Annotated in this window: 26 protein-coding genes and 1 pseudogene; 18 read left to right on the plus strand and 9 right to left on the minus strand. The window is 63.0% G+C overall.

Annotated features, from left to right (window positions below):
* The first annotated feature begins 1 nt into the window (after position 1).
* From IVB19_RS27095 to IVB19_RS27150, 12 genes are all read left to right on the plus strand, one after another.
* A complete protein-coding gene (locus IVB19_RS27095) occupies positions 2–811 on the plus strand; it encodes a nucleotidyltransferase family protein (RefSeq protein WP_247820125.1) in 810 nt (269 codons plus the stop codon).
* The gene (locus tag IVB19_RS27100; RefSeq protein ID WP_247820126.1) at positions 808–1,575 is read left to right on the plus strand and encodes a TIGR04290 family methyltransferase; all 768 of its coding nucleotides are present in this window, start codon (positions 808–810) and stop codon (positions 1,573–1,575) included. The genes IVB19_RS27095 and IVB19_RS27100 overlap by 4 nt, the downstream gene beginning before the upstream one ends.
* Positions 1,572–2,525, plus strand: a complete 954-nt coding sequence (locus IVB19_RS27105; protein ID WP_247820127.1) for a glycoside hydrolase 5 family protein — start codon at positions 1,572–1,574, stop codon at positions 2,523–2,525. Before IVB19_RS27100 ends, IVB19_RS27105 begins: the two co-directional genes overlap by 4 nt.
* Positions 2,513–3,718, plus strand: coding sequence for a phosphopentomutase (locus IVB19_RS27110; RefSeq protein WP_247820128.1), 1,206 nt, complete (start codon positions 2,513–2,515; stop codon positions 3,716–3,718). Before IVB19_RS27105 ends, IVB19_RS27110 begins: the two co-directional genes overlap by 13 nt.
* 209 nt (positions 3,719–3,927) lie before the next feature.
* On the plus strand, positions 3,928–5,040 hold the full coding sequence (locus tag IVB19_RS27115) for an NAD-dependent epimerase/dehydratase family protein (RefSeq protein WP_247820129.1): 1,113 nt from the start codon (positions 3,928–3,930) through the stop codon (positions 5,038–5,040).
* Entirely contained in the window at positions 5,040–6,104 is a 1,065-nt protein-coding gene (locus tag IVB19_RS27120) for an NAD-dependent epimerase/dehydratase family protein (RefSeq protein ID WP_247820130.1), read from the plus strand. The genes IVB19_RS27115 and IVB19_RS27120 overlap by 1 nt, the downstream gene beginning before the upstream one ends.
* Positions 6,101–7,387, plus strand: a complete 1,287-nt coding sequence (locus IVB19_RS27125; RefSeq protein ID WP_247820131.1) for a TIGR04295 family B12-binding domain-containing radical SAM protein — start codon at positions 6,101–6,103, stop codon at positions 7,385–7,387. Before IVB19_RS27120 ends, IVB19_RS27125 begins: the two co-directional genes overlap by 4 nt.
* Positions 7,384–8,487, plus strand: a complete 1,104-nt coding sequence (locus tag IVB19_RS27130) for a glycosyltransferase family 4 protein (protein ID WP_247820132.1) — start codon at positions 7,384–7,386, stop codon at positions 8,485–8,487. Before IVB19_RS27125 ends, IVB19_RS27130 begins: the two co-directional genes overlap by 4 nt.
* Positions 8,484–9,614 (plus strand): CgeB family protein, encoded by a 1,131-nt coding sequence (locus IVB19_RS27135; RefSeq protein ID WP_247820133.1) that lies wholly within the window; start codon positions 8,484–8,486, stop codon positions 9,612–9,614. Before IVB19_RS27130 ends, IVB19_RS27135 begins: the two co-directional genes overlap by 4 nt.
* Positions 9,611–10,699 carry a CgeB family protein gene (locus IVB19_RS27140; RefSeq protein ID WP_247820134.1) on the plus strand — a complete coding sequence of 363 codons (1,089 nt, stop codon included), beginning with the start codon at positions 9,611–9,613 and terminating at the stop codon, positions 10,697–10,699. The genes IVB19_RS27135 and IVB19_RS27140 overlap by 4 nt, the downstream gene beginning before the upstream one ends.
* Positions 10,696–11,820, plus strand: a complete 1,125-nt coding sequence (locus tag IVB19_RS27145) for a CgeB family protein (RefSeq protein ID WP_247820135.1) — start codon at positions 10,696–10,698, stop codon at positions 11,818–11,820. The genes IVB19_RS27140 and IVB19_RS27145 overlap by 4 nt, the downstream gene beginning before the upstream one ends.
* A gap of 11 nt (positions 11,821–11,831) precedes the next feature.
* Positions 11,832–12,899: a UDP-glucuronic acid decarboxylase family protein gene (locus tag IVB19_RS27150; RefSeq protein ID WP_247820136.1), complete on the plus strand. Its 1,068-nt coding sequence runs from the start codon at positions 11,832–11,834 to the stop codon at positions 12,897–12,899.
* 411 nt (positions 12,900–13,310) lie between these two features.
* On the opposite strand, the gene IVB19_RS27160 is transcribed toward IVB19_RS27150, so the two are convergent.
* Positions 13,311–13,808, minus strand: coding sequence for a ferritin-like domain-containing protein (locus IVB19_RS27160; RefSeq protein ID WP_247290810.1), 498 nt, complete (start codon positions 13,806–13,808; stop codon positions 13,311–13,313).
* Positions 13,809–14,034: 226 nt separating this feature from the next.
* Here IVB19_RS27160 and IVB19_RS27165 point away from each other — a divergent pair, with 226 nt between their 5' ends.
* From IVB19_RS27165 to IVB19_RS27180, 4 genes are all read left to right on the plus strand, one after another.
* Positions 14,035–14,637, plus strand: a complete 603-nt coding sequence (locus IVB19_RS27165) for a NuoB/complex I 20 kDa subunit family protein (protein WP_276017443.1) — start codon at positions 14,035–14,037, stop codon at positions 14,635–14,637.
* Between the two features lie 29 nt (positions 14,638–14,666).
* On the plus strand, positions 14,667–15,536 hold the full coding sequence (locus IVB19_RS27170; protein WP_247820137.1) for an MBL fold metallo-hydrolase: 870 nt from the start codon (positions 14,667–14,669) through the stop codon (positions 15,534–15,536).
* Between the two features lie 73 nt (positions 15,537–15,609).
* Positions 15,610–15,942, plus strand: coding sequence for a hypothetical protein (locus tag IVB19_RS27175; RefSeq protein ID WP_247820138.1), 333 nt, complete (start codon positions 15,610–15,612; stop codon positions 15,940–15,942).
* Between the two features lie 186 nt (positions 15,943–16,128).
* Positions 16,129–16,362 (plus strand): DUF3551 domain-containing protein, encoded by a 234-nt coding sequence (locus IVB19_RS27180; RefSeq protein ID WP_247821710.1) that lies wholly within the window; start codon positions 16,129–16,131, stop codon positions 16,360–16,362.
* Positions 16,363–16,475: 113 nt separating this feature from the next.
* Here the strand turns inward: IVB19_RS27180 and IVB19_RS27185 are convergent, their stop codons facing one another.
* From IVB19_RS27185 to IVB19_RS27205, 5 genes and pseudogenes are all read right to left on the minus strand, one after another.
* On the minus strand, positions 16,476–17,336 hold the full coding sequence (locus tag IVB19_RS27185; protein ID WP_247820139.1) for an SIR2 family NAD-dependent protein deacylase: 861 nt from the start codon (positions 17,334–17,336) through the stop codon (positions 16,476–16,478).
* On the minus strand, positions 17,337–17,816 hold the full coding sequence (locus IVB19_RS27190) for an NUDIX hydrolase (RefSeq protein WP_085348964.1): 480 nt from the start codon (positions 17,814–17,816) through the stop codon (positions 17,337–17,339).
* Between the two features lie 73 nt (positions 17,817–17,889).
* The gene (gene sdhB / locus IVB19_RS27195) at positions 17,890–18,675 is read right to left on the minus strand and encodes a succinate dehydrogenase iron-sulfur subunit (RefSeq protein WP_018460386.1); all 786 of its coding nucleotides are present in this window, start codon (positions 18,673–18,675) and stop codon (positions 17,890–17,892) included.
* Between the two features lie 38 nt (positions 18,676–18,713).
* A complete protein-coding gene (locus tag IVB19_RS27200) occupies positions 18,714–18,878 on the minus strand; it encodes a hypothetical protein (protein WP_204511968.1) in 165 nt (54 codons plus the stop codon).
* Positions 18,850–19,358, minus strand: a pseudogene (locus tag IVB19_RS27205) (DUF2243 domain-containing protein). The gene IVB19_RS27200 and the pseudogene IVB19_RS27205 overlap by 29 nt, the downstream one beginning before the upstream one ends.
* A 414-nt stretch (positions 19,359–19,772) precedes the next feature.
* Here IVB19_RS27205 and IVB19_RS27210 point away from each other — a divergent pair.
* The gene (locus IVB19_RS27210; protein WP_247820140.1) at positions 19,773–19,988 is read left to right on the plus strand and encodes a hypothetical protein; all 216 of its coding nucleotides are present in this window, start codon (positions 19,773–19,775) and stop codon (positions 19,986–19,988) included.
* Between the two features lie 704 nt (positions 19,989–20,692).
* On the opposite strand, the gene IVB19_RS27220 is transcribed toward IVB19_RS27210, so the two are convergent.
* Positions 20,693–20,866 carry a hypothetical protein gene (locus IVB19_RS27220; RefSeq protein ID WP_204511971.1) on the minus strand — a complete coding sequence of 58 codons (174 nt, stop codon included), beginning with the start codon at positions 20,864–20,866 and terminating at the stop codon, positions 20,693–20,695.
* Between the two features lie 269 nt (positions 20,867–21,135).
* On the opposite strand from IVB19_RS27220, the gene IVB19_RS27225 reads away from it, so the two are divergent.
* Entirely contained in the window at positions 21,136–21,324 is a 189-nt protein-coding gene (locus IVB19_RS27225) for a hypothetical protein (RefSeq protein ID WP_083926604.1), read from the plus strand.
* Positions 21,325–21,344: 20 nt separating this feature from the next.
* Here the strand turns inward: IVB19_RS27225 and IVB19_RS27230 are convergent, their stop codons facing one another.
* Both IVB19_RS27230 and IVB19_RS27235 read right to left on the minus strand, forming a co-directional pair.
* The gene (locus tag IVB19_RS27230; RefSeq protein ID WP_247820141.1) at positions 21,345–21,812 is read right to left on the minus strand and encodes a metallophosphoesterase family protein; all 468 of its coding nucleotides are present in this window, start codon (positions 21,810–21,812) and stop codon (positions 21,345–21,347) included.
* Positions 21,813–21,826: 14 nt separating this feature from the next.
* Positions 21,827–22,219: a DUF6894 family protein gene (locus tag IVB19_RS27235; RefSeq protein ID WP_247820142.1), complete on the minus strand. Its 393-nt coding sequence runs from the start codon at positions 22,217–22,219 to the stop codon at positions 21,827–21,829.
* Between the last annotated feature and the right edge of the window lie 110 nt (positions 22,220–22,329).

Genomic DNA, 22,329 nt, shown 5'->3' on the forward strand with positions numbered 1-22,329 from the left:
CATGTGGGGCATCGTTCCGGCCGCGGGCCGCGGCAGCCGCATCCAGCCGCTCGCCTTCTCCAAGGAGTTGCTTCCGGTCGGAAGCCAACGGGACGACGGCATCGACCGTCCGTGCGCCGTCTCCGAATATCTGCTGGAGCGGCTGATCCTTGGGGGCGCCGACAAGATCTGCTTCGTGATCTCCCCCGGCAAATCGGACATCCTCGAATATTTCGGCGATCATTATGGCAGCGCCCAGCTCGCCTATGTCGTGCAGCCCGATGCGTTGGGACTGTGCGATGCCGTGTTCAGGGCGGGCACGGTCGTTGGCCACGACGAAGACGTCCTGGTCGGACTTCCGGATACCGTATGGTTCCCAAAGGCGGCCCTGCAGACGTTGCCGGCCGCCGACCTGTCGTTTCTGCTGTTTCCGGTCGAACATCCCGAGTTCTTCGATGCCGTCGTGCTCGACGGCGATCGCGTGACGGAGATCCAGGTCAAGCAGCCGGATGCGGCGTCAAAATGGATATGGGGCGCCTTCAAAATGTCCGGCAACGGATTTCGCGAGCTCCAGTCGCTGTGGACAAAGCGCGACCGCCGCGATGAATATTTCGGGACGCTCGTCAATGCCTACATCGCGGGCGGCGGCCAGGGTCTCGGCGTCAAGGCCGGCGAATCCTATGTCGACGTCGGCACCATCGACGGCTACCGGACGGCAATGGCGTTGCTCGCGGAAAGCTCCGCCGGGAACGGACGCTCTCGACTGCTGGCCGGCGGTTCGCCGGAGGCAATCCGCCCTGCCTCCGCAATGAACAATGGAGTGACCGCATGAGCAGAGGCGCCCTCTCCCGCGAGGAAATCCGCCAGCGCGTCGATGCGCTCGGGCCATGGTTTCACAATCTGGACCTGAACGGCGTGCCGACAGCGCCTTCACACTTTCTCGGCGACTATCCCAACGTGAAATGGCGCCGCTTTTCCGGGATCATTCCCGACCGCCTCGAAGGCAAGACCGTGCTCGATATCGGCTGCAATGCCGGTTTCTACGCCATGGAGATGAAGCGGCGCGGCGCCGAGCGCGTCCTCGGCCTGGACACCGACGACGAATATCTCGCGCAAGCCCGCTTCGCGGCCGAGGTGAACGGGCTCAGGATCGAATTCCGCAAGATGTCAGCCTACGATGTCGGCCAGCTGCGCGAAAAATTTGATCTCGTGATCTTCATGGGCGTGCTCTACCACCTGCGGCACCCTCTGCTGGCACTCGACCTGATCCACGAGCACGTGGCTGGCGATCTCCTGCTGTTCCAGTCGATGCAGCGCGGCGACAGCCGCGTGGATTCCCTCGACAAGAACTACGACTTCTGGACCACCGATCAGTTCGATTCCCCGGGCTATCCAAAGCTGCACTTCATCGAGAACAAATATGCCGACGACCCCACCAATTGGTGGGTGCCGAACCGCGCCTGCGCCGAAGCCATGCTGCGCAGCGCCGGCTTTGCGATCGCGGCGCATCCGGAAGAGGAAGTCTATCTCTGCAAACGGGTGACAAGGCCGCAGGCGGAAGGTCCGGTTTATCCGTTGCGGGAGACTGGCCGATGATCGAAGCCGCCAAGATCTGGAACGAGCCCAACAACAAGTCGCACTGGGACATCCTGATCGATCCGGATTGGACCATGTTCGCGAGCCTGGCGCTCGCTGCCGGAAAGGCGATCCGCAGCGCGCATCCTACACTCCCACGTGTGCTTGGCGGCATATCGCCGATCGATCCGTCCTTCATGCGCAACATGCAGGCGCGCGGCGTGCTCGATCATGTCGATGCCGTAGCCGTGCACGGCTTTCCGCTGGACTGGAACCTGTGGCAGATCGCGGAATGGCCGGCCAAGATCGACGAGATCAAGGCGGTCACCTCGCTGCCGGTCTGGGTCACGGAGGTGGGAGTCTCGTCTTTCGGCGCCGAGGAGGTGCAGGCTTGGGGCCTGACCCGAACGGCGGAGTTGTTGATCGGCCGCGCTCCGCGCATTCACTGGTACAGCCTCTACGATCTGCCTTCGAGTTGGGAGGCCACGACCCGGCACAAGGAGGCTGAAGGTTCATCCTACTACAGGCATTTTCACATGGGCCTGCTACGCGAGGACGGAACGTCGAAAGCCTCGGCGGACCTGTTCGCCCAATATGCACCTGCGATGGGCCTGTGCCAGTGGTTTCACTTCGAGGACCACCGCCTCGACGACGCCGTGCGCTGGATGCGCCGGCTGGGCGTGCAGCATCTCAGGACTGGCCTGTCCTGGGCCGACAGCTTCCGTCCCAATGCGCTCGACTGGTTCGATCGGCAGATGGACGCGCTGGCCGAGTTTCAGGTCACGGTGACGTTCTGCTTCACCCCGGAACATCGGGGTATCGAGCCTCATCACACCAGCCCGCCGCTCGACGTGAACGAGTTCGCCGATTTCTGCGCGCAGATGGTCGAACGCTATTGCGCGAAAACGGGGCTCGCGCCGTCCGCAGCGTCTTCGCGCCCGGCCATCTCGGAGCCGACATGCGTGCCGTGATCCTGGTGATGGACTCCGTCGGGATCGGCGCCGCGCCCGATGCCATCAATTACGGCGACGAGGGTGCCGATACCGTCGGCCACATTGCCGAGATGTGCATGGCCGGCAATGCCGACGGACCGCACCGGGAGGGGCCGCTTCAGCTTCCCAATCTGGTTGCGCTCGGCCTTGGCCAGGCTTGCTGTCTCGCCACCGGGCGCGTGCCGCCGGGGCTCGATGGCCCAACTGAGCATGCGCGATTTGGCTGCGCGAGCGAGATCTCCAAAGGCAAGGACACGCCCTCGGGCCATTGGGAGATCGCCGGCGTGCCGGTGCCATTCGACTGGGGCTATTTTCCAAGAACCAAGCCATGCTTCGCGCGCGACCTGACGGAGAGCCTGTGCGAACAGGCTCGAGTGCCCGGCATCCTCGGGAACTGTCACGCCTCCGGCACGGAGATCATCGCCGAATTCGGCGAGCGTCACATCAGAACGGGCGAACCGATCTGCTATACATCGGCCGACAGCGTGTTTCAGATCGCAGCGCACGAGGAGACGTTCGGTCTCGAACCCCTCTATGAGGTCTGCCGCGTTGCACGCCGACTGGTCGACCCCCTCAACATCGGGCGCGTCATCGCACGCCCCTTCATCGGCACGTCGGCAGGTGACTTCAAGCGAACAGCGCACAGGAAGGACTTCTCCGTCCCGCCGCCGGAGCGAACGATCCTCGATCTTGCCGAGAGCGCAGGCCGTGACATCGTAACGATCGGCAAGATCGACGACATCTTCGCCCATCGCGGCACCGGGAGGAACCTGCGCGGCGATGGCAACCAAGCGCTGTTCGATGCCACGTTTGATGGGCTGGCCTCTCTCGCGGAGGGCGGGATGTTGTTCGCCAATTTCATCGATTTCGACACGCTGTACGGCCATCGCCGAGATGTGGCAGGCTATGCAGCGGCGCTCGAAGCCTTCGATGCGCGAGTTCCGGATCTTTTGAACCGCCTGCGCGAGGATGATCTCCTGATCATCACGGCCGATCATGGTTGCGATCCGACCTGGAGCGGTACCGATCACACGCGGGAACAAGTGCCGGTTTTGGCGTGGAGCGCGCGGTTAACTTCTCCGATCGGCAAGCGCGCCGGATTTGCGGACATCGGCGCGACGGTCGCGAGCCATCTCGAGCTGCAGGCGCCGGGTCACGGCGTGTATTTTTAGCCCGCTGCACCGCGCAGATTCACCTGGGTTATTGATCCAGGTTAGAGAAATTTTCGTTTGTAGGTTTCGCAGGAACGAACATTCCTTGCACCGCTTCTAATTCCAAATGTGACTGGCGCGCCGGTCGCTCGACCAGAACAGCAGCGCGCTTTCATTCTCATCACGGATTGATCCCGCAGGATCGATCTCACGGCGGCACGGAGCGGTGAATGACGCGAGTATTGATCACTGGAGGTGCGGGATTCATCGGATCGCATGCCGCGGACGCGCTGCTCGCGGCCGGCTACGAAGTCCGCCTGCTCGACAATCTCTCGCCGCAGGTCCACGGAGGCAACCGCCAGCGTCCCGCCTATCTTGCCAAAGACGCGGAGCTCGTCGTCGGTGACGTCACCGACGCTCTCGCGGTCGATCATGCGTTGCGCGGCACCGACATGGTCCTGCATCTCGCATCAGCAGTCGGCGTCGGCCAGAGCATGTATGACATCGAACCCTACGTCAGAACCAACGAGCTCGGTACCGCCGTGCTGTTGCAGGCACTATCCAAGCGCCCGGTCGCGCGGCTCGTGGTGGCCTCGTCCATGAGTATTTACGGCGAGGGCCTTTACCGGAGCGCCGATCAGAGCGTGGTCGCCTGCGAGGAGCGGGCGGTCGAGCAGCTTCGCCGCGGCGATTGGGAGCTGCGCGATGCCGCTGGCAACCCGCTCGATCCCGTCCCTACGCCGGAGACAAAGCAGCCTTCGCTGAGCTCAATCTATGCGCTCAACAAATATGCGCAGGAGCGCATGTGCCTGATCACAGGCAAGGCGTATGGCATTCCGACGGTGGCGCTACGCTTCTTCAATGCGTTCGGGCCACGTCAGGCCCTGTCCAATCCGTATACCGGCGTACTGGCCATCTTCGCCGCCCGGCTGCTCAACGGCCGTCCTCCCCTCGTGTTCGAGGATGGCCGGCAGCGCCGCGACTTCGTCCATGTCCATGACGTCGCCCGCGCCTGCCGGATGGCGCTGGAGGCGGAGCATGCGCAGGACGTCTTCAACGTCGGCTCGGGTCAGAGTCGCACCATTCTGGCGGTCGCGGAGCATCTGGCCGAAGTCATGGGGCGCCGCGACATTGCACCCGAGCTGACGCGGAAATATCGCGCCGGGGACATCCGGCACTGCTTCGCCGACATGGAAAAATCCCGCGACGTGCTCGGCTTCGAGCCTCGCGTCGCATTCAAGGACGGGCTCGAAGAGCTGGCGGAATATCTCGCCGACCAGATCGCTGACGATCAGGCGGAGCGAGCCACCAGGGAGCTGCAGCAACGAGGATTGGTCGCGTGATGAGTGAACGAGACAACAGACCCGTCCTGATCACCGGCGGATGCGGGTTTATCGGCTGCAACCTCGCCGACCGCCTCGCGGAGCGCGGCGAGCCGGTGCTGATCCTGGATAATCTCGCCCGCGCCGGCGTACGGGAGAACGCGCAGTGGCTGAAGTCCCGCCATGGCGAGCGGGTCACGATCACCGTGGCCGACATTCGCGAGCCGATCCCGGTGATCGACGCCGTACGCGAAGCCCGCGCCGTGCTGCACTTGGCCGCCCAGGTCGCCGTCACCGACAGCGTGAGCGATCCGGTCGCCGATTTCGAGATCAACGCGCGTGGCACATTGAACGTGCTCGAAGCCGTGCGGCTTCAAAACAGCACCGCGCCGATCGTGTTCGCCTCGACCAACAAGGTCTACGGACGCCTGATCGACGATGGCGACATCGCGCTCACCGGCCGCCGCTACACGCCGACAAGCGGGCTGCTCGCCGCCGGCATCTCGGAAAATGCGCCGCTCGACTTCTACAGCCCCTATGGATGCTCCAAGGGAACGGCGGATCAATACGTTCACGACTATGCGCGGGTCTACGGCCTCCAGACCGTGGTGATGCGGATGAGCTGTATCTATGGGCCCCGTCAATTCGGCACGGAGGATCAGGGCTGGATTGCGCATTTCCTGCTGAGCGCCATCCGCGGCAAAGAGCTGACGATCTATGGCGACGGCCATCAGGTCCGCGATGCGCTTCACGTCTCCGACGCGGCCTCGGCCTGGCTCGCCGTGCTCGATGGCATCGCGCTCGCCCGTGGACGCGTATTCAACCTCGGCGGCGGTCCGGCGAACGCGATCAGTCTTCTGGAATTGATCGAGCGCATCACCGATCTGACCGGCCGCAAGGTGGCCTATCGCTTTGCCGATTGGAGGCCCGGCGATCAGCCCTGGTATGTCACCGACACGCGCGCGCTCTCCAGCGCGCTCAGCTGGGCACCTCAGATTTCATTCGCAGACGGACTCCGATCCCTTCACACCTGGCTGGACGGCCGGTTCGGATCGTCACAAGACAACCGCGAGGCGCTCGCATGACGCGTGTTGCCCTCATCAACCCAAACTGGGACTTTGGCGGCAGCATCTATTTTGGCTGCCGATCGCCTCACCTTCCGCTCGAACTGGGGATCTCCGAGCACTACCTGAAGGCGGCCGGGCACAAGACGCTGCTGCTCGACGCCCACATGTTTGACCTTTCTCTCACCGAGATCGAAGCCGAGCTGCGCGCGTTCGGCCCCGACCAGATCGTCATCACGACAGCGCCGACCTATCTGTTCTGGCGCTGCGCCCCTCCCGAGCTCCGCGTTCCGCAGGAGCTTGCGATGGCGGTGCGCGACTTGGCTCCGATCCTCATCGCGGTGGGCCCCCATGGCTCGACCGTGCCAAGGGCGGCGCTTCGAAAGCTCGGCACCGACATCGTCGTGATGGGCGAGTGCGAGGCGTCCTTGCTGCGTCTAGCCAATGGCGAACGGGACTTTCCGGGCTTGTGCTTTGCCGATGGCGCATCGCTCCGCGTCAATGGCGGCCCGCAGGCCGTCGCGTTCAAGGATCAGCCGCCGCTCGACTGGCCGGAGGAGATGATCCGGCGACACCACCATCACCATCACCGCTTCGAAGCCGAGCCGCAGGCGCCAGGCGCCGAGGTCGAATCATCCAGGGGATGTCCGTACAACTGCACGTTCTGCGCCAAGGAGAACTTTCGCAACGCCTACCGCAAGCGGCCCCCCCTTATCGTTTTCGAAGAGATCGACGGTCTGCGCCGTCATGGCATCGAATATGTCTATTTCATCGACGAGATTTTCCTTCCGAACGCGGAGCTGCTGGAAGGGCTGACCACACGCGGACTGAAGTTCGGGGTGCAGACCCGCATCGACCTCTGGAAGCCGGACATGCTGGCTCTGCTCGGCCGCGCCGGCTGCGTCTCGATTGAAGCCGGCATCGAAAGCCTCACCGTCGAAGGGCGCGCCGCGCTCGCCAAGAACTGCAAGATGACGACCGACCAGCTTGCCGAACGGCTGGTCGAAGCGCGCCGTCACGTTCCCTTCGTGCAGGCTAATTTGATCGAAGTCCCCGAGGACGATGACCCCATCGTGCAGCGCTGGCGCCGCACAATGCGGGATGCCGGCATCTGGGCCAACGATCCGGTCCCGCTGTATCCCTATCCGGGCTCGCCGGATTATCGAAAGCTGTGGGGCGAGCCCGACGATTTGGCCTGGGAGCGCGCACACCGGCACTATCTCGCGATGTTCGACCAGTTCAGCGACGTGCAGAACGATCGCCCGGTCCCGCTCGAGGCTCTCGAACTGCAGGTGGCATCATGAGCCGCAGCTCGCAGCTCAGAATCCTGATGACGACCGATACTGTCGGTGGCGTCTGGACCTATTCGTCATCTCTGGCTTCGTCCCTTGCCGCGAAGGGCGCCGACGTCACCCTGGTGACGATGGGCCCGTGCGTGCGGGCCGGCCAGCTTGAGATGCTGCGTGGCTCGCGGGTCCGCCTGATCGAAACGGACCTTGCGCTCGAATGGCAAGACCCGGAAGGACAAGATCTGGCCCAGGCCAGGCGCGTCCTTGCGAAGCTCGAAGCCGGAATCCGGCCTGACGTCATTCACCTCAACAGTTTTCGCGAGGTGACCTTCGCCTGGCGCGCTCCGGTGGTGGTCGTCGCGCATTCCTGCGTCAACTCTTGGGGGCTCGCCTGCCGCGATACGAGCTGGCTCGGCGAACCGAAATGGCGCCGCTACACCGAACGGGTGACGGCCGCACTCGACACGGCACAGGCCTGGGTTTGTCCCAGCCAGTCCTTCCACGATGACATTGCGGAAATTTATCGGCCTCGCTCGCGCGGCATCGTGATCTGGAATGGAATTGGCCCTCAGGGCTTTGCGGGACGGAAGCAAGACGTGATCTTTGCGGCGGGCCGGATCTGGGACCGCGCCAAGAACATCGAGGTCCTGGCGGCTGCAGCGCCTGGGCTGGACTGGCCCGTTCAGGTCGCGGGCCCGGCGGATGAGTGCCCTTCTCCTTCCGTCACCTGGCTCGGGCATTTGCCTCACGAAACCATGCGCGCGCACTTGCAGCACGCCGCCATCTTCGCCAGCCCCGCGCTCTATGAGCCGTTCGGCCTCTCCGTTCTGGAAGCCGCGGCGGCGGGATGTGCCCTCGTCCTGTCAGACATTTCGACCTTCAGGGAATTATGGAGCGGGGCCGCGCTCTTCGTCGATCCCACCGACAGCAAGGCGCTGCATCGAGCGCTCGCAGGTCTGTGCACCGACGATCGCGAGCGGGTGCGGCTGCAACGTGCCGCCTTTGAGCATTCCCTGACCTACTCGCTGACCCGAACCACGAGCGCCTATCTCAGCCTCTACGAGGAGCTGCTTGCCGTCCATCACGCGCCCGCCCCCATGGAGGTACGCGCATGAAATGCGTTCTGTTCTACCACACCTTCACCTCCTGCTGGAACAACGGCAATGCCCATTTCCTGCGTGGTTATGCCCGCGAACTTCACGCGCTCGGTCATGAGGTCGTCGTGTTCGAGCCGATCGACGGCTGGAGCCGATTGAATGCGATCCGCGAGGGTGGCAGCCAGACGATGGAGGATATTCCAAGGCTGTTTCCCGGCATCGGCATCCGCCGCTACGACGCCTCCCTTGATCTCGATGAGGCGTTGCACGGCGCCGATCTCGTCATCGTCCACGAATGGAATTCGCCTGATCTGATCGCAGACATCGGATCGAGACGGGCTCACGGCGCGCCCTTCACGTTGCTGTTCCACGACACCCATCATCGCGCCGTCAGCGCACCGGACGAACTCGCGCAGTTCGACCTCGACGGCTTCGACGGTGTGCTCGCCTTCGGCGAGGTCCTTCGCCAAATATATCTGAAGCTCGGCTGGGCGGACCGAGCCTTCACCTGGCACGAGGCGGCCGACATCGCCCTGTATCATCCGCTGCCGCATATCGAGCGCACCGACGATGTCGTCTGGATCGGCAATTGGGGCGACGGCGAACGCAGCGCCGAGCTCAACGAATTTCTGGTCGAACCCGTGGCCGAGCTGAAGCTGCGCGCGGGCGTCTATGGCGTCCGCTATTCGGACGCAGCCCTCGCGACCATTCAGGCGGGGGGCATTCGGTATGGCGGCTGGCTGCCCGCACACTGGGCTCCCATCGCTTTCGCCGGCGCACGCGCGACTGTCCACGTCCCCCGCGGCCCCTATGTCCGCTTGCTACCGGGCATTCCGACCATTCGCATCTTCGAGGCGATGGCGTGCGGCATTCCACTGGTCTCGGCCCCCTGGTCGGACGCGGAAGGCCTATTCCCGGAAGGTGCCTATCTCAGCGCCTCCAACGGCACCGCAATGAAGCGGGCGCTTCGTGCGCTGCTCGACGACCGGGAATTTTGGTCAGCCACGGTGGAGACCGGACTCCGGACGATCAAGGAGCGTCACACCTGCCGTCACCGGGCGGAGCAGCTTGTCGGCATCGTGCAGGACCTCCGGGCCACAGGCCACGCGACACAGCCCCTGCGATACATCGGAGCCTCCGCATGAAGATCTGCTTCTTCGGATCCAGCCTCGTCTCATCCTATTGGAACGGTGCCGCCACCTATTACCGCGGCATGCTGAAGGAGATTGCGGCCCTCGGCCACGACGTCACATTCTTCGAGCCCGATGCCTTCGAGCGCCAGGCCCATCGCGACATCGACGATCCCGACTGGGCGAAGGTGGTGGTCTACGCCGCGACGCCCGAGGGCTGGCGTAGCTCGCTTGAGGAAGCCGCCCGCTCGGCCGACATGCTGGTCAAAGCCAGCGGCGTCGGCGTCTTCGATCGGGAACTGGAGAACGCGGTCGCCGAAATTCCGTCGAATGCAATGCGCATCTACTGGGACGTCGATGCCCCCGCGACGCTGGAGTCGGTGGCGGACAATCCAGACCATCATCTGCGCCATGCGATCCGGTCTTATGACATGGTTTTGACCTATGGCGGCGGCGATGCTGTCGTATTCGCTTATCGCGGCATCGGCGCGCGAGACTGCGTGCCGATCTACAATGCGCTCGACCCGGCCACGCACTTTCCGGCGCCGCCCAATCCGCACTTCACGTGCGATCTGAGCTTGCTGGCAAACCGCCTGCCGGACCGCGAGCAGCGCGTCGAGCGGTTCTTTCTCGACGTCGCGCGCCAATTGCCGGACAAGACGTTCGTGCTCGGTGGATCGGGGTGGGACTCCAAAGACACGCCATCCAATCTGCATAAGGTCGGGCACGTCCGGACCGGCGACCACAACGCGTTCTTCGGCTCCGGTCTGGCTACGCTGAACGTCAATCGCGACAGCATGGCGCGCTACGGCTTCTCGCCGCCAACGCGCGTGTTCGAGGCCATCGGTGCCGGAGCCTGCCTGATCACCGACCAGTGGGACGGCATTGATCATTTTCTCGAGCCAGATCGCGAGGTGCTGGTGGCCGCGAGCGGGGCGGAGGTCGCAGAGCATCTTGCCGCACTGCGCCCCGAGCGGGCTCAGGCGATCGCAGCGCGCGCTCGTGCGCGCATTCTGAGCCATCACACCTACCGGCAGCGCGCCCGCCAGTTCAACGATCTCTTTGCCGCAAGCAGTTCGCGAATCGAGGCAGCAGAATGAACCTCACCATCGTCGTCGTCGGTCTTTCGGTTACTTCGTCCTGGGGCAACGGTCATGCCACGACCTATCGCGCCCTGATCGAAGCCCTGGCACGACGAGGTCACCACGTCACGTTTCTGGAACGCGACGTCCCCTGGTATCGCGAGCATCGTGATCTTGCCAAGCCTTCCGCTTGGACTTTCGAGCTTTACCAATCCTTGAAGGACATCCCGCAGCGTTTCGGAAAGATGATCCGGGATGCCGATCTGGTGGTCATCGGCTCCTACGTGCCCGACGGCATCGCGATCTCCGAATGGATCACGACCCGCGCCCGGGGGATTACTGCCTTCTACGACATCGACACGCCTGTCACGCTTGCGAAGCTCGAGCAGGGCCTGGACTATCTGTCCGCGGCGATGATCCCGCGCTTCGACCTTTACCTTTCCTTTGCGGGCGGCCCGGTGCCCGGCATGATCGAGGAGAACTATGGCAGTCCGCTGGCTCGGGTGCTGTATTGCAGTGCCGACACCGACATCTACGCGCCGCAACGCGCGGAGAAGAAATGGGCACTGGGCTATCTCGGAACCTACAGCGAGGACCGGCAGCCGGTTCTGGAGCAGTTGCTGCTCGCCCCTGCTCGCACTCTCTCACGCGAGCAATTCGTCGTCGCCGGCGCGCAATATCCCGATGAGGTGGTCTGGCCCGCCAATGTCGCCCGGATCGAGCACCTCACGCCCAAACATCATCCGGGATTTTACGCAGAGCAACGCTTTACGCTAAACGCCACCCGCGCCGACATGCGCGCGCTCGGCTTCTCGCCCAGCGTTCGGCTGTTCGAAGCGGCCGCGTGCGGCACGCCCGTCATCTCGGACCGGTGGCCTGGAATCGAGACCGTCTTCGAGCCTTCGCGGGAAATCCTGCTCGCATCGAGCCCCCGCGACGTCGTGGAAATCCTACGCGACATGCCCGAGGAGCAAAGGCGCACGATCGCGGAAAACGCTCGGCGCCGCGTTCTGGCGGACCACACCTCCGAACATCGCGCCCGGCAAGTGGAGACCTACTACGCCGAGGCATCGGTCCGTCGCCGCCGGAAAGCCCCGCAACTTCCCGCCTCGCGTCCCATGCAGGTCGCTCAAATCTGAAAGGCAGCACCATGACACTTCAGACCCGCATCAACGCGTCCCGCCGCTCTCCCACCGTTCTGGTGGCCGGCGGCGCCGGCTTCATCGGATCCCACCTCTGCGACGCGCTTCTGCAGCGCGGCCACACCGTGATCTGTCTCGACAACCTGTTTACGGGAAGGATCGACAACATTCGGCCGCTGCTCAATCATCCGAATTTTCGTTTCATCGAACACGACGTGCGCGATCCCGCGGAGATCGAGGGCGACATCGACCGGATCTACAGCCTCGCCTGCCCGGCGTCGCCTCGTCATTATCAGAAAGATCCGGTCGGCACGATGAAGACGTGCGTGCTCGGCACCATCAACATGCTGGAGCTCGCGCAGCGGAAAGGCGCCCGGGTGCTGCAGGCATCGACCAGCGAGGTCTACGGCGATCCCGAAGTGCATCCCCAGCCGGAAACCTATCTCGGCAACGTCAATCCGATCGGACCCCGGGCCTGCTACGACGAGGGCAAGCGGGCCGCGGAAACGCTGATGTTCGATTATCATCGCATGTACGGGGTCGAAATCAAGGTCGCACGCATCTTCAACACCTACGGACCCCGGATGCTGGAGAACGACGGACGCGTGGTCTCCAACTTCATCGTGCAGGCGCTTCGCGGAGAGCCGATCACGATCTATGGAGGTGGTACGCAGACCAGGAGCTTCTGCTTCGTCGACGATCTCGTGCGCGGCCTCCAGCTGCTCATGGAGAGTCCATCCTCGATTACCGGTCCGTGCAATCTTGGCAATCCCCACGAGGTCACCATCGAGGCTATTGCGCGCGACGTGCTGGCGTACACCGACTCGATTTCCCCGCTGCGGTTCGAGGAATTGCCGAAGGACGATCCAAAGCGCCGCAAACCCGTGATCGACACAGCCGTTCGCGCGCTGGGATGGCGCCCGCGCGTGGCGCTCAAAGACGGTCTCAAGGCGACGATCGCCTATTTCGCCATGCGCATGGCCGGGGAAGCGCCGGCACTTGTTCCGGCCATTGCACCGCGCAGGAGCGGACGTACCGGGGCACGCGGACAGCTGACGATCGCCGATGGGCAGTAAACGGCAGAACGAGCCGACGAACGCGCGGAACCCCCGCGAGCTCTTAAGCCCGTGAAGCAGCCGCGCCACGGGCCGGCTTGCAGAATTTCTCGAGTGGTACTGGTATTCGGAGATCGCGCGATTGGCCATCCGGATCCGGTTTTCCTGGCCTTCCTCGACCATCATGGTGATGCGCTGGGCCAGAAACACGCACGCCTCGAACTCATCGTGGATCGCCCCGCTGCGGGCCAGAAAGTCCCACGCGATCTCATAGGCCTGTTCGGCAGCAGGACTACGGTAGTCGCTGAAAATGATGTGCGCCATTACAGCCAAACGTGGATAAGAGGTTCCGGTCCTGCGAGCCCATATGAGACCGCAGGCGGACTCGGCGGCCGAAGCCGCCGGTCTCGCCATGGTGGGTGTGGAGTGCGATCAGGCCGCCTGGCGCTGATGCGCCAGATATTCCATCGTCACCTTCTCGACGTTCGAGTCGATCCAGGCGGCCATGCGCTGCTCCTCCTTCAGCGATGCCTCAAGAGGCTCCTTGGCCTCCGCGAACCCAGCGGCGCCGCAGAGGGCGAGCAGAGACTTGTAGGCAGCGATCTCGAAATTTTCGAAGGCATTGTTGGCGAAAGTATTCTTGAGGATTTCGTCGCCGGCAACCGAGTGTGCCATGGCTTGCATGTTCGCCATCATGGATTGCGTCGTATCCTTGAGGCTGGAGGTGCTCTCCCCGCAGGCTTCCAGGCATCTCTCCAGCCGCTTCAGCTGCTCGTTGGTCTCCTGAAGGTGGGCGGCAACCTTGGCCTTGACCTCGGGATATTCGTCCAATCGTTCCGACTGACGTTCCATCAACTCTCGCGCTTGCACTTCCATCGCATGCGCATTGCGTAATCCAACCACGAATGTATCGCGGGCTGCGTTCGTCATTTCATGTTCTCCATTTCACCGGCCTTGTCGCCGCCAACCGCAGTTTCGGTGGATCGTTCCTAGAGTGATCCGTGACGCCGACGCTGGGTTCCGGCCGCCGGACCCGAAGCTAACCTGCGATAACAGAACACAAATCCGCTACCGCCGCAGGAACGCGGCATGCAAATGACTGTTTTCCCGAACGTGTGGTCGCATCGCCAAACGGCCGCAGCGCTTAGGGACAAGAATGACAGACAACTCTCCGCACGTCGGCAGCTCAGGCGCTTCGCTTGGCCGGCCTGGACTTGGCCGGCCCGAACTTGGCCGGCCGGGCGAGGGACGGCCCGACAACACTTCCGATCCGTTCTTCATGACGATCCGCGACGATCTTGCGGACAAGGGCTTCTTCACGGCGAGCGCGGAGGAGCTGATCACCTGGGCGCGAACCGGGTCCCTGATGTGGATGACGTTCGGGCTCGCCTGCTGCGCGGTCGAAATGATGCAGATGTCGATGCCGCGTTACGACGCCGAACGCTTCGGCTTCGCGCCGCGCGCATCGCCGCGCCAGTCGGATGTGATCATCGTCGCGGGCACGCTCACCAACAAGATGGCGCCGGCGTTTCGCAAGATCTACGACCAGATGCCCGAGCCACGCTACGTCATCTCGATGGGGTCGTGCGCTAACGGCGGTGGTTACTACCACTATTCGTATTCGGTCGTGCGCGGCTGCGATCGTGTCGTGCCGGTCGACATCTACGTGCCCGGCTGCCCGCCGACCGCGGAGGCGCTGCTGTACGGCGTGATGCTGCTTCAGAGGAAGATCCGGCGGATCGGCACGATCGAGCGCTAGTGAGCTGACCAACTCGGACTTGAATGGACATGACGCAGATCCCGCTTCCCTCTTCCGCCGACGCGGAGCACGCGCAATCCGACCTCGACCGCAATGACAACACGCGGCAGATCGTCGCTGACGTCGCCTATCGTCAGCTCGCGATCGTCAACGTCATTTTCGTTGGCCTCGAAAACGCCGGCGACGGCAATTGGGTGCTGGTGGACGCCGGCATTCCCGGATCGGCTGGCGCCATCCGCTCCGCCGCGAAGGCCCGGTTTGGAGGAAACGGCCGGCCTGCCTGCATTGTCATGACGCATGGGCACTTCGATCACGTCGGCGTGCTCGAAACGCTAGCGAATGAATGGGACGTGCCGGTTTATGCCCATGCGGCCGAGCATCCCTATCTTGACGGAAGCCAATCCTATCCGTCGGCCGATCCCAGCGTCGGTGGCGGGCTGCTCGCTCGGCTCTCTCCGCTCTTCCCGACAAAGCCGGTGGATGTCGCATCGCGCCTTTATGATCTTCCCTGTGATCACAGCGTGCCCTTCATGCCGGAATGGCAGTGGATCCATACCCCCGGCCATACCCCAGGGCATATCTCGCTCTGGCGCGAACGCGACCGCGTGCTGATTGCCGGCGATGCCTTCATCACGACGCGGCAGGAATCCGTCTACGCCGCAGTGACGCAAACGCCGGAGATGCACGGGCCCCCGATGTATTTCACCCCCGATTGGGGAAGCGCCAAGACATCGGTGCGCGCACTTGCCGCACTCGCTCCGGAGATCGTCGTCACGGGGCACGGCGCGGCCATGCAGGGGCCGCAGATGCGCGCGGCTCTCGATGCTCTCGCCCAACGGTTCGACGAAGTTGCCGTGCCTTCGCAATATCGACGCGGAGTCGTCGACGACAGAGCTTGATCACGCTGCACGGCTAGGAACGGTGGATGCTTCACATGATTGATCCGACATCGAAACCTCAAGGAGAAGGCAGATGCGTAAGACAATCCTGACGATCTTTACGGCAGCAATGCTTGCAGGCGCTTCAGTCGGCGCAGCGTTAGCGCAAGGTGGCGCAGGCGGCGCCGGTGGTGGCGCAGGCGGCGCCGGTGGTGGGGCCGGAGGCGGCGCTGGCGGTGCGGGCGCTGGTGCCGGGGCTGGCGGCGCAGGCGCAGGCGGAGCTGGAGCTGGAGATGGCGGCTCAGGCGGAACCGGCGGCGGCGGCGGCATCACCCATGTCGAGCGGGGCGGACAAGGTGCCTCCAGTCCTTCCGGCATGCGCAACGAAACGACCCCACCGTCCAACGGCGCCACGCCGCGTCGCTAGCGGTTCGCGGTTAGCAATTCTCCAAAGCGCGCCCTTGCTGTTGCGCGCTTGAGAGCGGCCTCGGTGAGATCCTCTCCTCGCCGGGGCCGCATCGCGTTCAGGTCGCAATTAGAGGAGTCGGTAAACGTTGCACTTTGGAACGCCGCTTCACGAGGGACGTTCAATGTGGAAATGGAGATTTCCATGATACATCGATTGCTCCTGGCTGCCGCCTCCCTTGCGCTCGTGACAGGCCTCGGCTCCCCAACGGCGGCCGTCGCACAAGACCGCTACTGCCTTCAGGGCCGCGTTTGGGGCTATCCGGGCAACTGCCAGTTCGCCAGTTACGCTCAGTGCATGGCGACTGCATCGGGAACGCACGCCTATTGCGGCGTCAATCCTCGCTATGCCTATGCACGGCGATATAGGGGATATCGGTGACCGGCCCAGGTTGCGGACTGGTAATCGAGCCCCCATTCTGACCCTTCCCGCCCGCCGCTGATCCGCGGCCCCGTGACAGCAGAGCAAACGCTCACGGCGCGCCAGGGACCGGTTTAGCTCTCTCGCTCGATACGCCGGCGGATGTCCAGCAAAAACTGGCTCACACCATCATCCGGGCTGACGCCGTCAGGTGGCGCTATGGTGGTGATGCCCCAGTTCGCCAATACCGCTTCCTGCACCGGATTGCGCTGCGTGACGAAAGCGAAGGACCTCGGTCGGTCCTGGCGGTGCCCGGACTGATCCCAACTCTGCCAAATCCGATGCAGCAGGAGCCGAATGTTGGGATCGGACATGCTGTATCCGATGAAAAGCAGCGTGCTGCCCAAAGCATCGGCGCGAAACCGGATATCGAGTGGCGAGTCGAACGCGAGCCGGTTGAGGAAGTCGGTCTCGGTCAAGACGAGCGAGGCATCGTCGTCGAAGTCACCATGAAATTTGATGATGTGCGTGACGCCGGAACGGGCGCTTGCAATGTCCTTTGCGTTGCTGATCTTGGCATAGGGCTTTTCCAGGACCTCGAAGGCCGTCTCGAGGTTGCGGTCGTAGTTCGTGGTGTAAATGGTCGGAAAATCGAGCTCCACGATCAGCCGGTGGAGCCGTGAGGCCGCGATCCTGTCCGGGTCGACGCGCCAGTTGCGGTCGAGCCAGCTGCGGAGCGGGCCGATTCCGCCGCGCTTCAGCCGGTAGTACTCCGCCAGCATCTGATAGCCGCCGTGCATCCCAGCGATCACGTCGAGCTCAAGTCCAAGGTCATCCAGCAGATGGTCGATCAGAGATTGCCAGGACGGCAGGCCGACAGCCATCGAGACGCCGGCGCCGACGAACAGGATCGCGCAACGTCGCTTGATCGCCGCGGCCAAGACCTCATGAGGCGGTCGCTCCTCGAATGCGAGTCCGGTCGGTTGCTGGTTCATCTACCTTGAATAGCTGGACGAGACGCGGGTTCCTGGAGCCATGCCATCGCTCAGCGGTGAGGAGGCGGTCTTCTCCGTCTGCGCCGCGAAGCGGGCGATTAGACGACGAAGCTGCGCCTTGTGCACCAGACGGCCCGCCGTCTTCGGCGAGACCCAGATTGCTTCACGCTCTCCCTTTTCCGGCCACCAGCGCTCCTGCCCGTGGACCCTCATGGGAAAGACGGCAACGTTCATGGTCCGCTTGCGATCACCCTTCCGTTTGCGATGCTTGAAGGAGCCCAGCGCGCGCTTTGCGGTGACGCCGACGAGACCGGCCTCCTCGTACGCCTCGAGCGCAGCCGTACGGTGCGGCTCCGTCTTGCGCATCGGCGATCCCTTCGGGACACTCCACCTGCGCTTGCGCCTGGTCGTGATCAGCATCACGCGCAATTCGGAATTGTTCAGCATGAACGGCAACGCGGCGAATTGTTTCTTGCCCATCAGGCGCCTCCAGTTTGGTCGATAAGCCTACCCCGCAGCCATCGTTCCTTTATGCGCGAGTGTCCGTCCCCGATCAGAACTTCCGTTCGACCATCTTGAGGCGCAATCCGGAAATGGCTTCGCCCGGATTCAAGCCCTTGGGACACGCCTTCGCGCAGTTGAGGATGGTGTGACAGCGATAAATCCTGAAGGGGTCTTCGAGCTTGTCGAGGCGCTCGCCCGTCGCCTCGTCGCGACTGTCATTGACCCAGCGGGCCGCCTGGATCAGGGCCGCTGGGCCGAGGAAACGCTCGGAATTCCACCAGTAGCTTGGACAAGATGTCGAGCAGCAGGCGCAGAGGATGCACTCGTAGAGCCCGTCGAGCTTGGCCCGATCCTCATGGCTCTGTCGCCATTCCTTCGGTGGTGTGGGTGACACGGTTTGCAGCCAAGGTTCGATCAATGCGAGCTGTGCGTAGAAATTCGTCAGGTCGGGAACGAGGTCCTTGACCACTGGCTGATGCGGCAAGGGCAGCACGCGCAGCGGCTCGCCGTTCGGAACGTCCTCGCTCATGGACTTGGTGCAGGCGAGCGTGTTCTGGCCGGCGACATTCATCGAGCAGGAGCCGCACACGCCTTCGCGGCAGGACCGCCTGAATGTCAGCGTGGAGTCGATGTTGTTCTTGATCCAGATCAGACCATCCAGAACCATGGGCCCGCAATCGCTCATATCGACGAAGTAGGTGTCGAGCCGGGGATTGCGTCCGTCGTCGGGATTCCAGCGATAGACCTGGAATTCGCGCAACGATTTGCTGTCCGGCTTGGGCCAGATCCTTCCCTTTTCGACGCGGGAGTGTTTCGGAAGCCTGAACTCGACCATGTTACCTCCGGGAAGACATGAGGCGTGATAACCGCGCATCAGCCGGGATTGAAGCAGCGTAGTTGCAGAAGATCATCCAGCGACACACCCAACAGCACGATGCGAAAGGCCGGTGCTGTAGCGAGCATCAGCAGCAATATAAAAATGGCATAGACCAGAGCTGGCGGGGTCTCTCTAGCGAGGCTGTAGACTGCTTTCCGCATGGACCCTCCCTTGCGTGCCGGCGCGTGTCATGGCGGCGCCGATGACCAACATGGCCGCACCCCATAGCAGGAAGCCGATGTCCCAGAAGATGCGCTGCTCGTGAGGCACGGTCTCATTCACCTGGTGCAGCTTGAAGACCTCATGGTCAACCACGCCTTCAACCAGATTGAAGATGCCCCACCCGAGCAACACCGCGCCGAGACACTGGCCGCGCGACCAGTGGATGTCAGACCTGCGCGCCCGTTGCCACAGCACATACAGGCCGAGGAGCACAACAACATAGGCCGCGCTGTGGAAGATGCCGTCCCAGGTCGTGTTGAGCTTGACGTTGTCGATGGAGTTGAGCGGATACCAGCCGCTTAACATATGATGCCATTGCAGCAGCTGATGAAACACGATGCCGTAAAAAACCCGCCCAGACCAAGCCCGAGAAGGACGCCCGCGGAAATCGGGAAGCTGCTTGAATTTCTGTGTTGCATGATTTTGCTCGTGCGCCGGTCGGCATCTGGATGATGGACAAACCGTCCTCAGTGCTGCCGTTCCTATGATCATGACGCACTTCCCGTGCCAATAACCTGCGTTAACCTGCGGGCTCGTGCCAGGATGCCGACATCAGGTGGAGCATCGCCCGGCTGCTTACGGCGGCGATAGGAACGTTCGAAACGGTCGCAGCGTCTTGTGAATCCAACATTGGAGATTCCACGTCGTATTTGCGATCAGATGGCACCCCGGCGAACAGCAGGTCGCACAGATGTCGCTGCCGACATTCAGCGCCACCTGGCGATCCTGAGCAATCTCGGGGAAGTGGGCTAGAGCTTACCCAGCGACAAAGGAGCGGCAGTGGCCGTCGGCCCCGCCAAAGTTGCCGATGAATCAAACCGCGAGGAGCCAATATGGCGTATGCCCTGTTCAAGGACGGCGAAAAACTGAGCCGGACGTTTTCAACGAAAGAGGAAACCCTGAAAAAGGCCGACGACGCCGGTCTGGTCGAAAGCGGCGGGGGTGAGCCCAGGCTCGAGGACGACCTGAAGATCAAGCCCTGCTCGCCCGACCCCGAACCTCGAAGCGAGGACGACCTCGATTGGACGCCGGAAAACCCGGCGTCCTGATCGCCGATCTAACAGCCTTTGCAGATGCTCTTGATCTTTCGATCGACGTGGGAATCCTGAGAGTTCTCCGAGCGTATTTCGGCGTCGCCCGGCATCGACGGACCGGGTGTCGCAGTTCCGTCAATCCGTCCGCTGCTGGTCCCCCCTGCGGGATTGCCGGCCCGCCCGACGGTGGTCGATCCTCGCGGCCCGCCACCGGTCGATTGGGCCGTTCCAGCGGTGTTCGTGCCGGTAGCCGTCGTGCCACGCGAAGCCGCGGCCGCGTCGCCTGGATTGCCCAGGCTGGGCGATGCACCGCCCGTCTGGTTTGTAGCTCCTGCAGACCCAAGGCCTGCCGACCCAGGGCTTGTGGCACCGCCGGTGCCGCCGCTCGTGCTGCTCGCGCTTGCTCCGCCCGATCCTCCCGAACCGCCGCCACCGCCACTCTGCGCCGAGGCGGCCCCTATCGACGCGGTCGCCAGGAACGCGATCAGCATCAAGCTCGAAGTTGTCTTAGCCATTGCTCAGCTCCTCTCACGATCGTCGTGCGTGTGATGTTGATCGCGCTCACCACCGCCTCCCGAGACGTGTGATTTGCGGTCGTTGGTAGCCGTTCCGGGCGCAGGGCGCTCATGCTCGCGACCTTCCTTTTCGGGGTGCTTGCGATCCTGCCGCGAGGAGCCCGGACCACCGAAGCGTTCACTGTCTGAGTTCTTGTGTGGCATTCATCGGTCCTGCTGGTAGCCTTGGTTTGTCGTGTTCTGCTTGATGTTGCCGTGACGACCCTGGGTGTCGAAGTTCTCGCGGCCGGGGACTCTTTCATCCGTCTCGATCCTGGGATCAGATCCGGGTCCCTTGTCGCTGCGCTGCTCTGGCGGTATGGGGGGCATTTTGGACATTGCATGCTCCTTGTTTCGGTCTCGCGACCTCTTGCGCTGGCAATGAGATGGGGCGGCGGTCGTTCCTGATCGATGCTGATGCATGCCCGTAGGAACGAACGATTCCTGCCCGTGTTGACCCCGCAGTTCATACGGAAGGCTTTTTGTTCATGGTCCAGGCTCTATCGCGGGAAACGGAGAAGGACGGCACCCGGAAGCTGATGATGCGGGATCGCTGGCGTACGTTGATCGCGTGCCGCCACACCGACAGATCGCAGAGAGGACAAGTTATGCCGAAAGCGAAAGCGCCTGAAAACGACCCGAGAGAAACACCGGTCGACGATCCGCGACAGCAGACGGATTTGCCAACCCACCGGCAGACGGACCAGCCTTGGCAGGGAAATCCCGAGAAGGAGCAGATCGACCCAAAGCGTCCCCCGATTGATCTGGAGCGATGGCAAAAGTCGAATACCCACTAGCTGCTACCCATGTACCTCGTTCACGCGTCGAGTTCATGGATGGTGGGCCGCAAGTCGCCGCCCTCATCGAGATCGAGCGTTGCCAGCGTGATCGGCAGCTTGAAGCGCCTTGGACCGGCGCTCCCGGGATTCAGGAAAAGCACTCCATTGATCGTGTTGACCTGCACCCGATGCGAATGTCCTGATATCACCGCGTTCACACCGGTTGCCGCGGGGTCGATGGCGAGCGCCTTGAGATCGTGAAGGAGGTAGAAACAACGAGCGCCGAGGTGCACTGTTTCGGTTTCGGGATAGCGCCTCGCCCAACTGCCGACGTCGACGTTTCCCCTGATGGCGGTGACGGGCGCTATTCGGCAAAGCCTCTCCAGAACCTCCGGCGCGCCGATATCACCAGCGTGGAGGATATGCGACACCCCTGCAAGACGGCGTTCGGCCTCAGGTCTGAGAAGGCCGTGCGTATCCGAGATCACTCCGATCCTCAACGCCATGTCAGGCCGCTACTTCAGTGCAGGACATCCAGTGGCACTTTCCCGATCTCCTCACCCTGCTGGTTCGTGACCAGGATGGAAAAATGACGATTCCTGAGTTCGGGACGCTCCGCAAGGAGCCTCTTCGCGATCTCCTCGGCAACGTCCAGCGCCACGATGTCGTCGGGCAATTCAGCTCCTCCCTCGTCGGCGACGGTCTCGGAGTCGACCAGATCAAAATGATAGCGCGGCACGTGAACCCTCAATTCGTCGCAGGAACGCGCGATCTCGGGCCTTCGTTCCGGCGCTCGCACGTCAACGCCCGGCGTTTCCGCAGGAACCCTCAGGGTCATCGCGGCATTGCTGCTTTTTTGGAGCCGACACATGCTCGGAGAGTTGCGCGTGCTTGCCCAGCCGGGCGCAATCATCGCTAGTCTCGCCGTCCTGCTGCTGATGGCCGCTGGCGACGCGGCGATCGTGATCGCCTTAAAGGGCTGGCCATTCTAGCCCGATGATCGATGTCGACATGTCCTTCTTC

It is taken from the genome of Bradyrhizobium sp. 187, assembly GCF_023101005.1.
GTDB classification, from domain to species: domain Bacteria; phylum Pseudomonadota; class Alphaproteobacteria; order Rhizobiales; family Xanthobacteraceae; genus Bradyrhizobium; species Bradyrhizobium canariense_D.

Bases quoted from the DNA above. Each gene is read 5' to 3' on its own strand.
- IVB19_RS27095 (WP_247820125.1), top strand. From the start codon at position 2: ATGTGGGGCATCGTTCCGGCCGCGGGCCGCGGCAGCCGCATCCAGCCG.
- IVB19_RS27100 (WP_247820126.1), top strand. From the start codon at position 808: ATGAGCAGAGGCGCCCTCTCCCGCGAGGAAATCCGCCAGCGCGTCGAT.
- IVB19_RS27105 (WP_247820127.1), top strand. From the start codon at position 1,572: ATGATCGAAGCCGCCAAGATCTGGAACGAGCCCAACAACAAGTCGCAC.
- IVB19_RS27110 (WP_247820128.1), top strand. From the start codon at position 2,513: ATGCGTGCCGTGATCCTGGTGATGGACTCCGTCGGGATCGGCGCCGCG.
- IVB19_RS27115 (WP_247820129.1), top strand. From the start codon at position 3,928: ATGACGCGAGTATTGATCACTGGAGGTGCGGGATTCATCGGATCGCAT.
- IVB19_RS27120 (WP_247820130.1), top strand. From the start codon at position 5,040: ATGAGTGAACGAGACAACAGACCCGTCCTGATCACCGGCGGATGCGGG.
- IVB19_RS27125 (WP_247820131.1), top strand. From the start codon at position 6,101: ATGACGCGTGTTGCCCTCATCAACCCAAACTGGGACTTTGGCGGCAGC.
- IVB19_RS27130 (WP_247820132.1), top strand. From the start codon at position 7,384: ATGAGCCGCAGCTCGCAGCTCAGAATCCTGATGACGACCGATACTGTC.
- IVB19_RS27135 (WP_247820133.1), top strand. From the start codon at position 8,484: ATGAAATGCGTTCTGTTCTACCACACCTTCACCTCCTGCTGGAACAAC.
- IVB19_RS27140 (WP_247820134.1), top strand. From the start codon at position 9,611: ATGAAGATCTGCTTCTTCGGATCCAGCCTCGTCTCATCCTATTGGAAC.
- IVB19_RS27145 (WP_247820135.1), top strand. From the start codon at position 10,696: ATGAACCTCACCATCGTCGTCGTCGGTCTTTCGGTTACTTCGTCCTGG.
- IVB19_RS27150 (WP_247820136.1), top strand. From the start codon at position 11,832: ATGACACTTCAGACCCGCATCAACGCGTCCCGCCGCTCTCCCACCGTT.
- IVB19_RS27160 (WP_247290810.1), bottom strand. From the start codon at position 13,808: ATGACGAACGCAGCCCGCGATACATTCGTGGTTGGATTACGCAATGCG.
- IVB19_RS27165 (WP_276017443.1), top strand. From the start codon at position 14,035: ATGACAGACAACTCTCCGCACGTCGGCAGCTCAGGCGCTTCGCTTGGC.
- IVB19_RS27170 (WP_247820137.1), top strand. From the start codon at position 14,667: ATGACGCAGATCCCGCTTCCCTCTTCCGCCGACGCGGAGCACGCGCAA.
- IVB19_RS27175 (WP_247820138.1), top strand. From the start codon at position 15,610: ATGCGTAAGACAATCCTGACGATCTTTACGGCAGCAATGCTTGCAGGC.
- IVB19_RS27185 (WP_247820139.1), bottom strand. From the start codon at position 17,336: ATGAACCAGCAACCGACCGGACTCGCATTCGAGGAGCGACCGCCTCAT.
- IVB19_RS27190 (WP_085348964.1), bottom strand. From the start codon at position 17,816: ATGGGCAAGAAACAATTCGCCGCGTTGCCGTTCATGCTGAACAATTCC.
- sdhB (WP_018460386.1), bottom strand. From the start codon at position 18,675: ATGGTCGAGTTCAGGCTTCCGAAACACTCCCGCGTCGAAAAGGGAAGG.
- IVB19_RS27200 (WP_204511968.1), bottom strand. From the start codon at position 18,878: ATGCGGAAAGCAGTCTACAGCCTCGCTAGAGAGACCCCGCCAGCTCTG.
- IVB19_RS27210 (WP_247820140.1), top strand. From the start codon at position 19,773: ATGGCGTATGCCCTGTTCAAGGACGGCGAAAAACTGAGCCGGACGTTT.
- IVB19_RS27220 (WP_204511971.1), bottom strand. From the start codon at position 20,866: ATGTCCAAAATGCCCCCCATACCGCCAGAGCAGCGCAGCGACAAGGGA.
- IVB19_RS27225 (WP_083926604.1), top strand. From the start codon at position 21,136: ATGCCGAAAGCGAAAGCGCCTGAAAACGACCCGAGAGAAACACCGGTC.
- IVB19_RS27230 (WP_247820141.1), bottom strand. From the start codon at position 21,812: ATGGCGTTGAGGATCGGAGTGATCTCGGATACGCACGGCCTTCTCAGA.
- IVB19_RS27235 (WP_247820142.1), bottom strand. From the start codon at position 22,219: ATGATTGCGCCCGGCTGGGCAAGCACGCGCAACTCTCCGAGCATGTGT.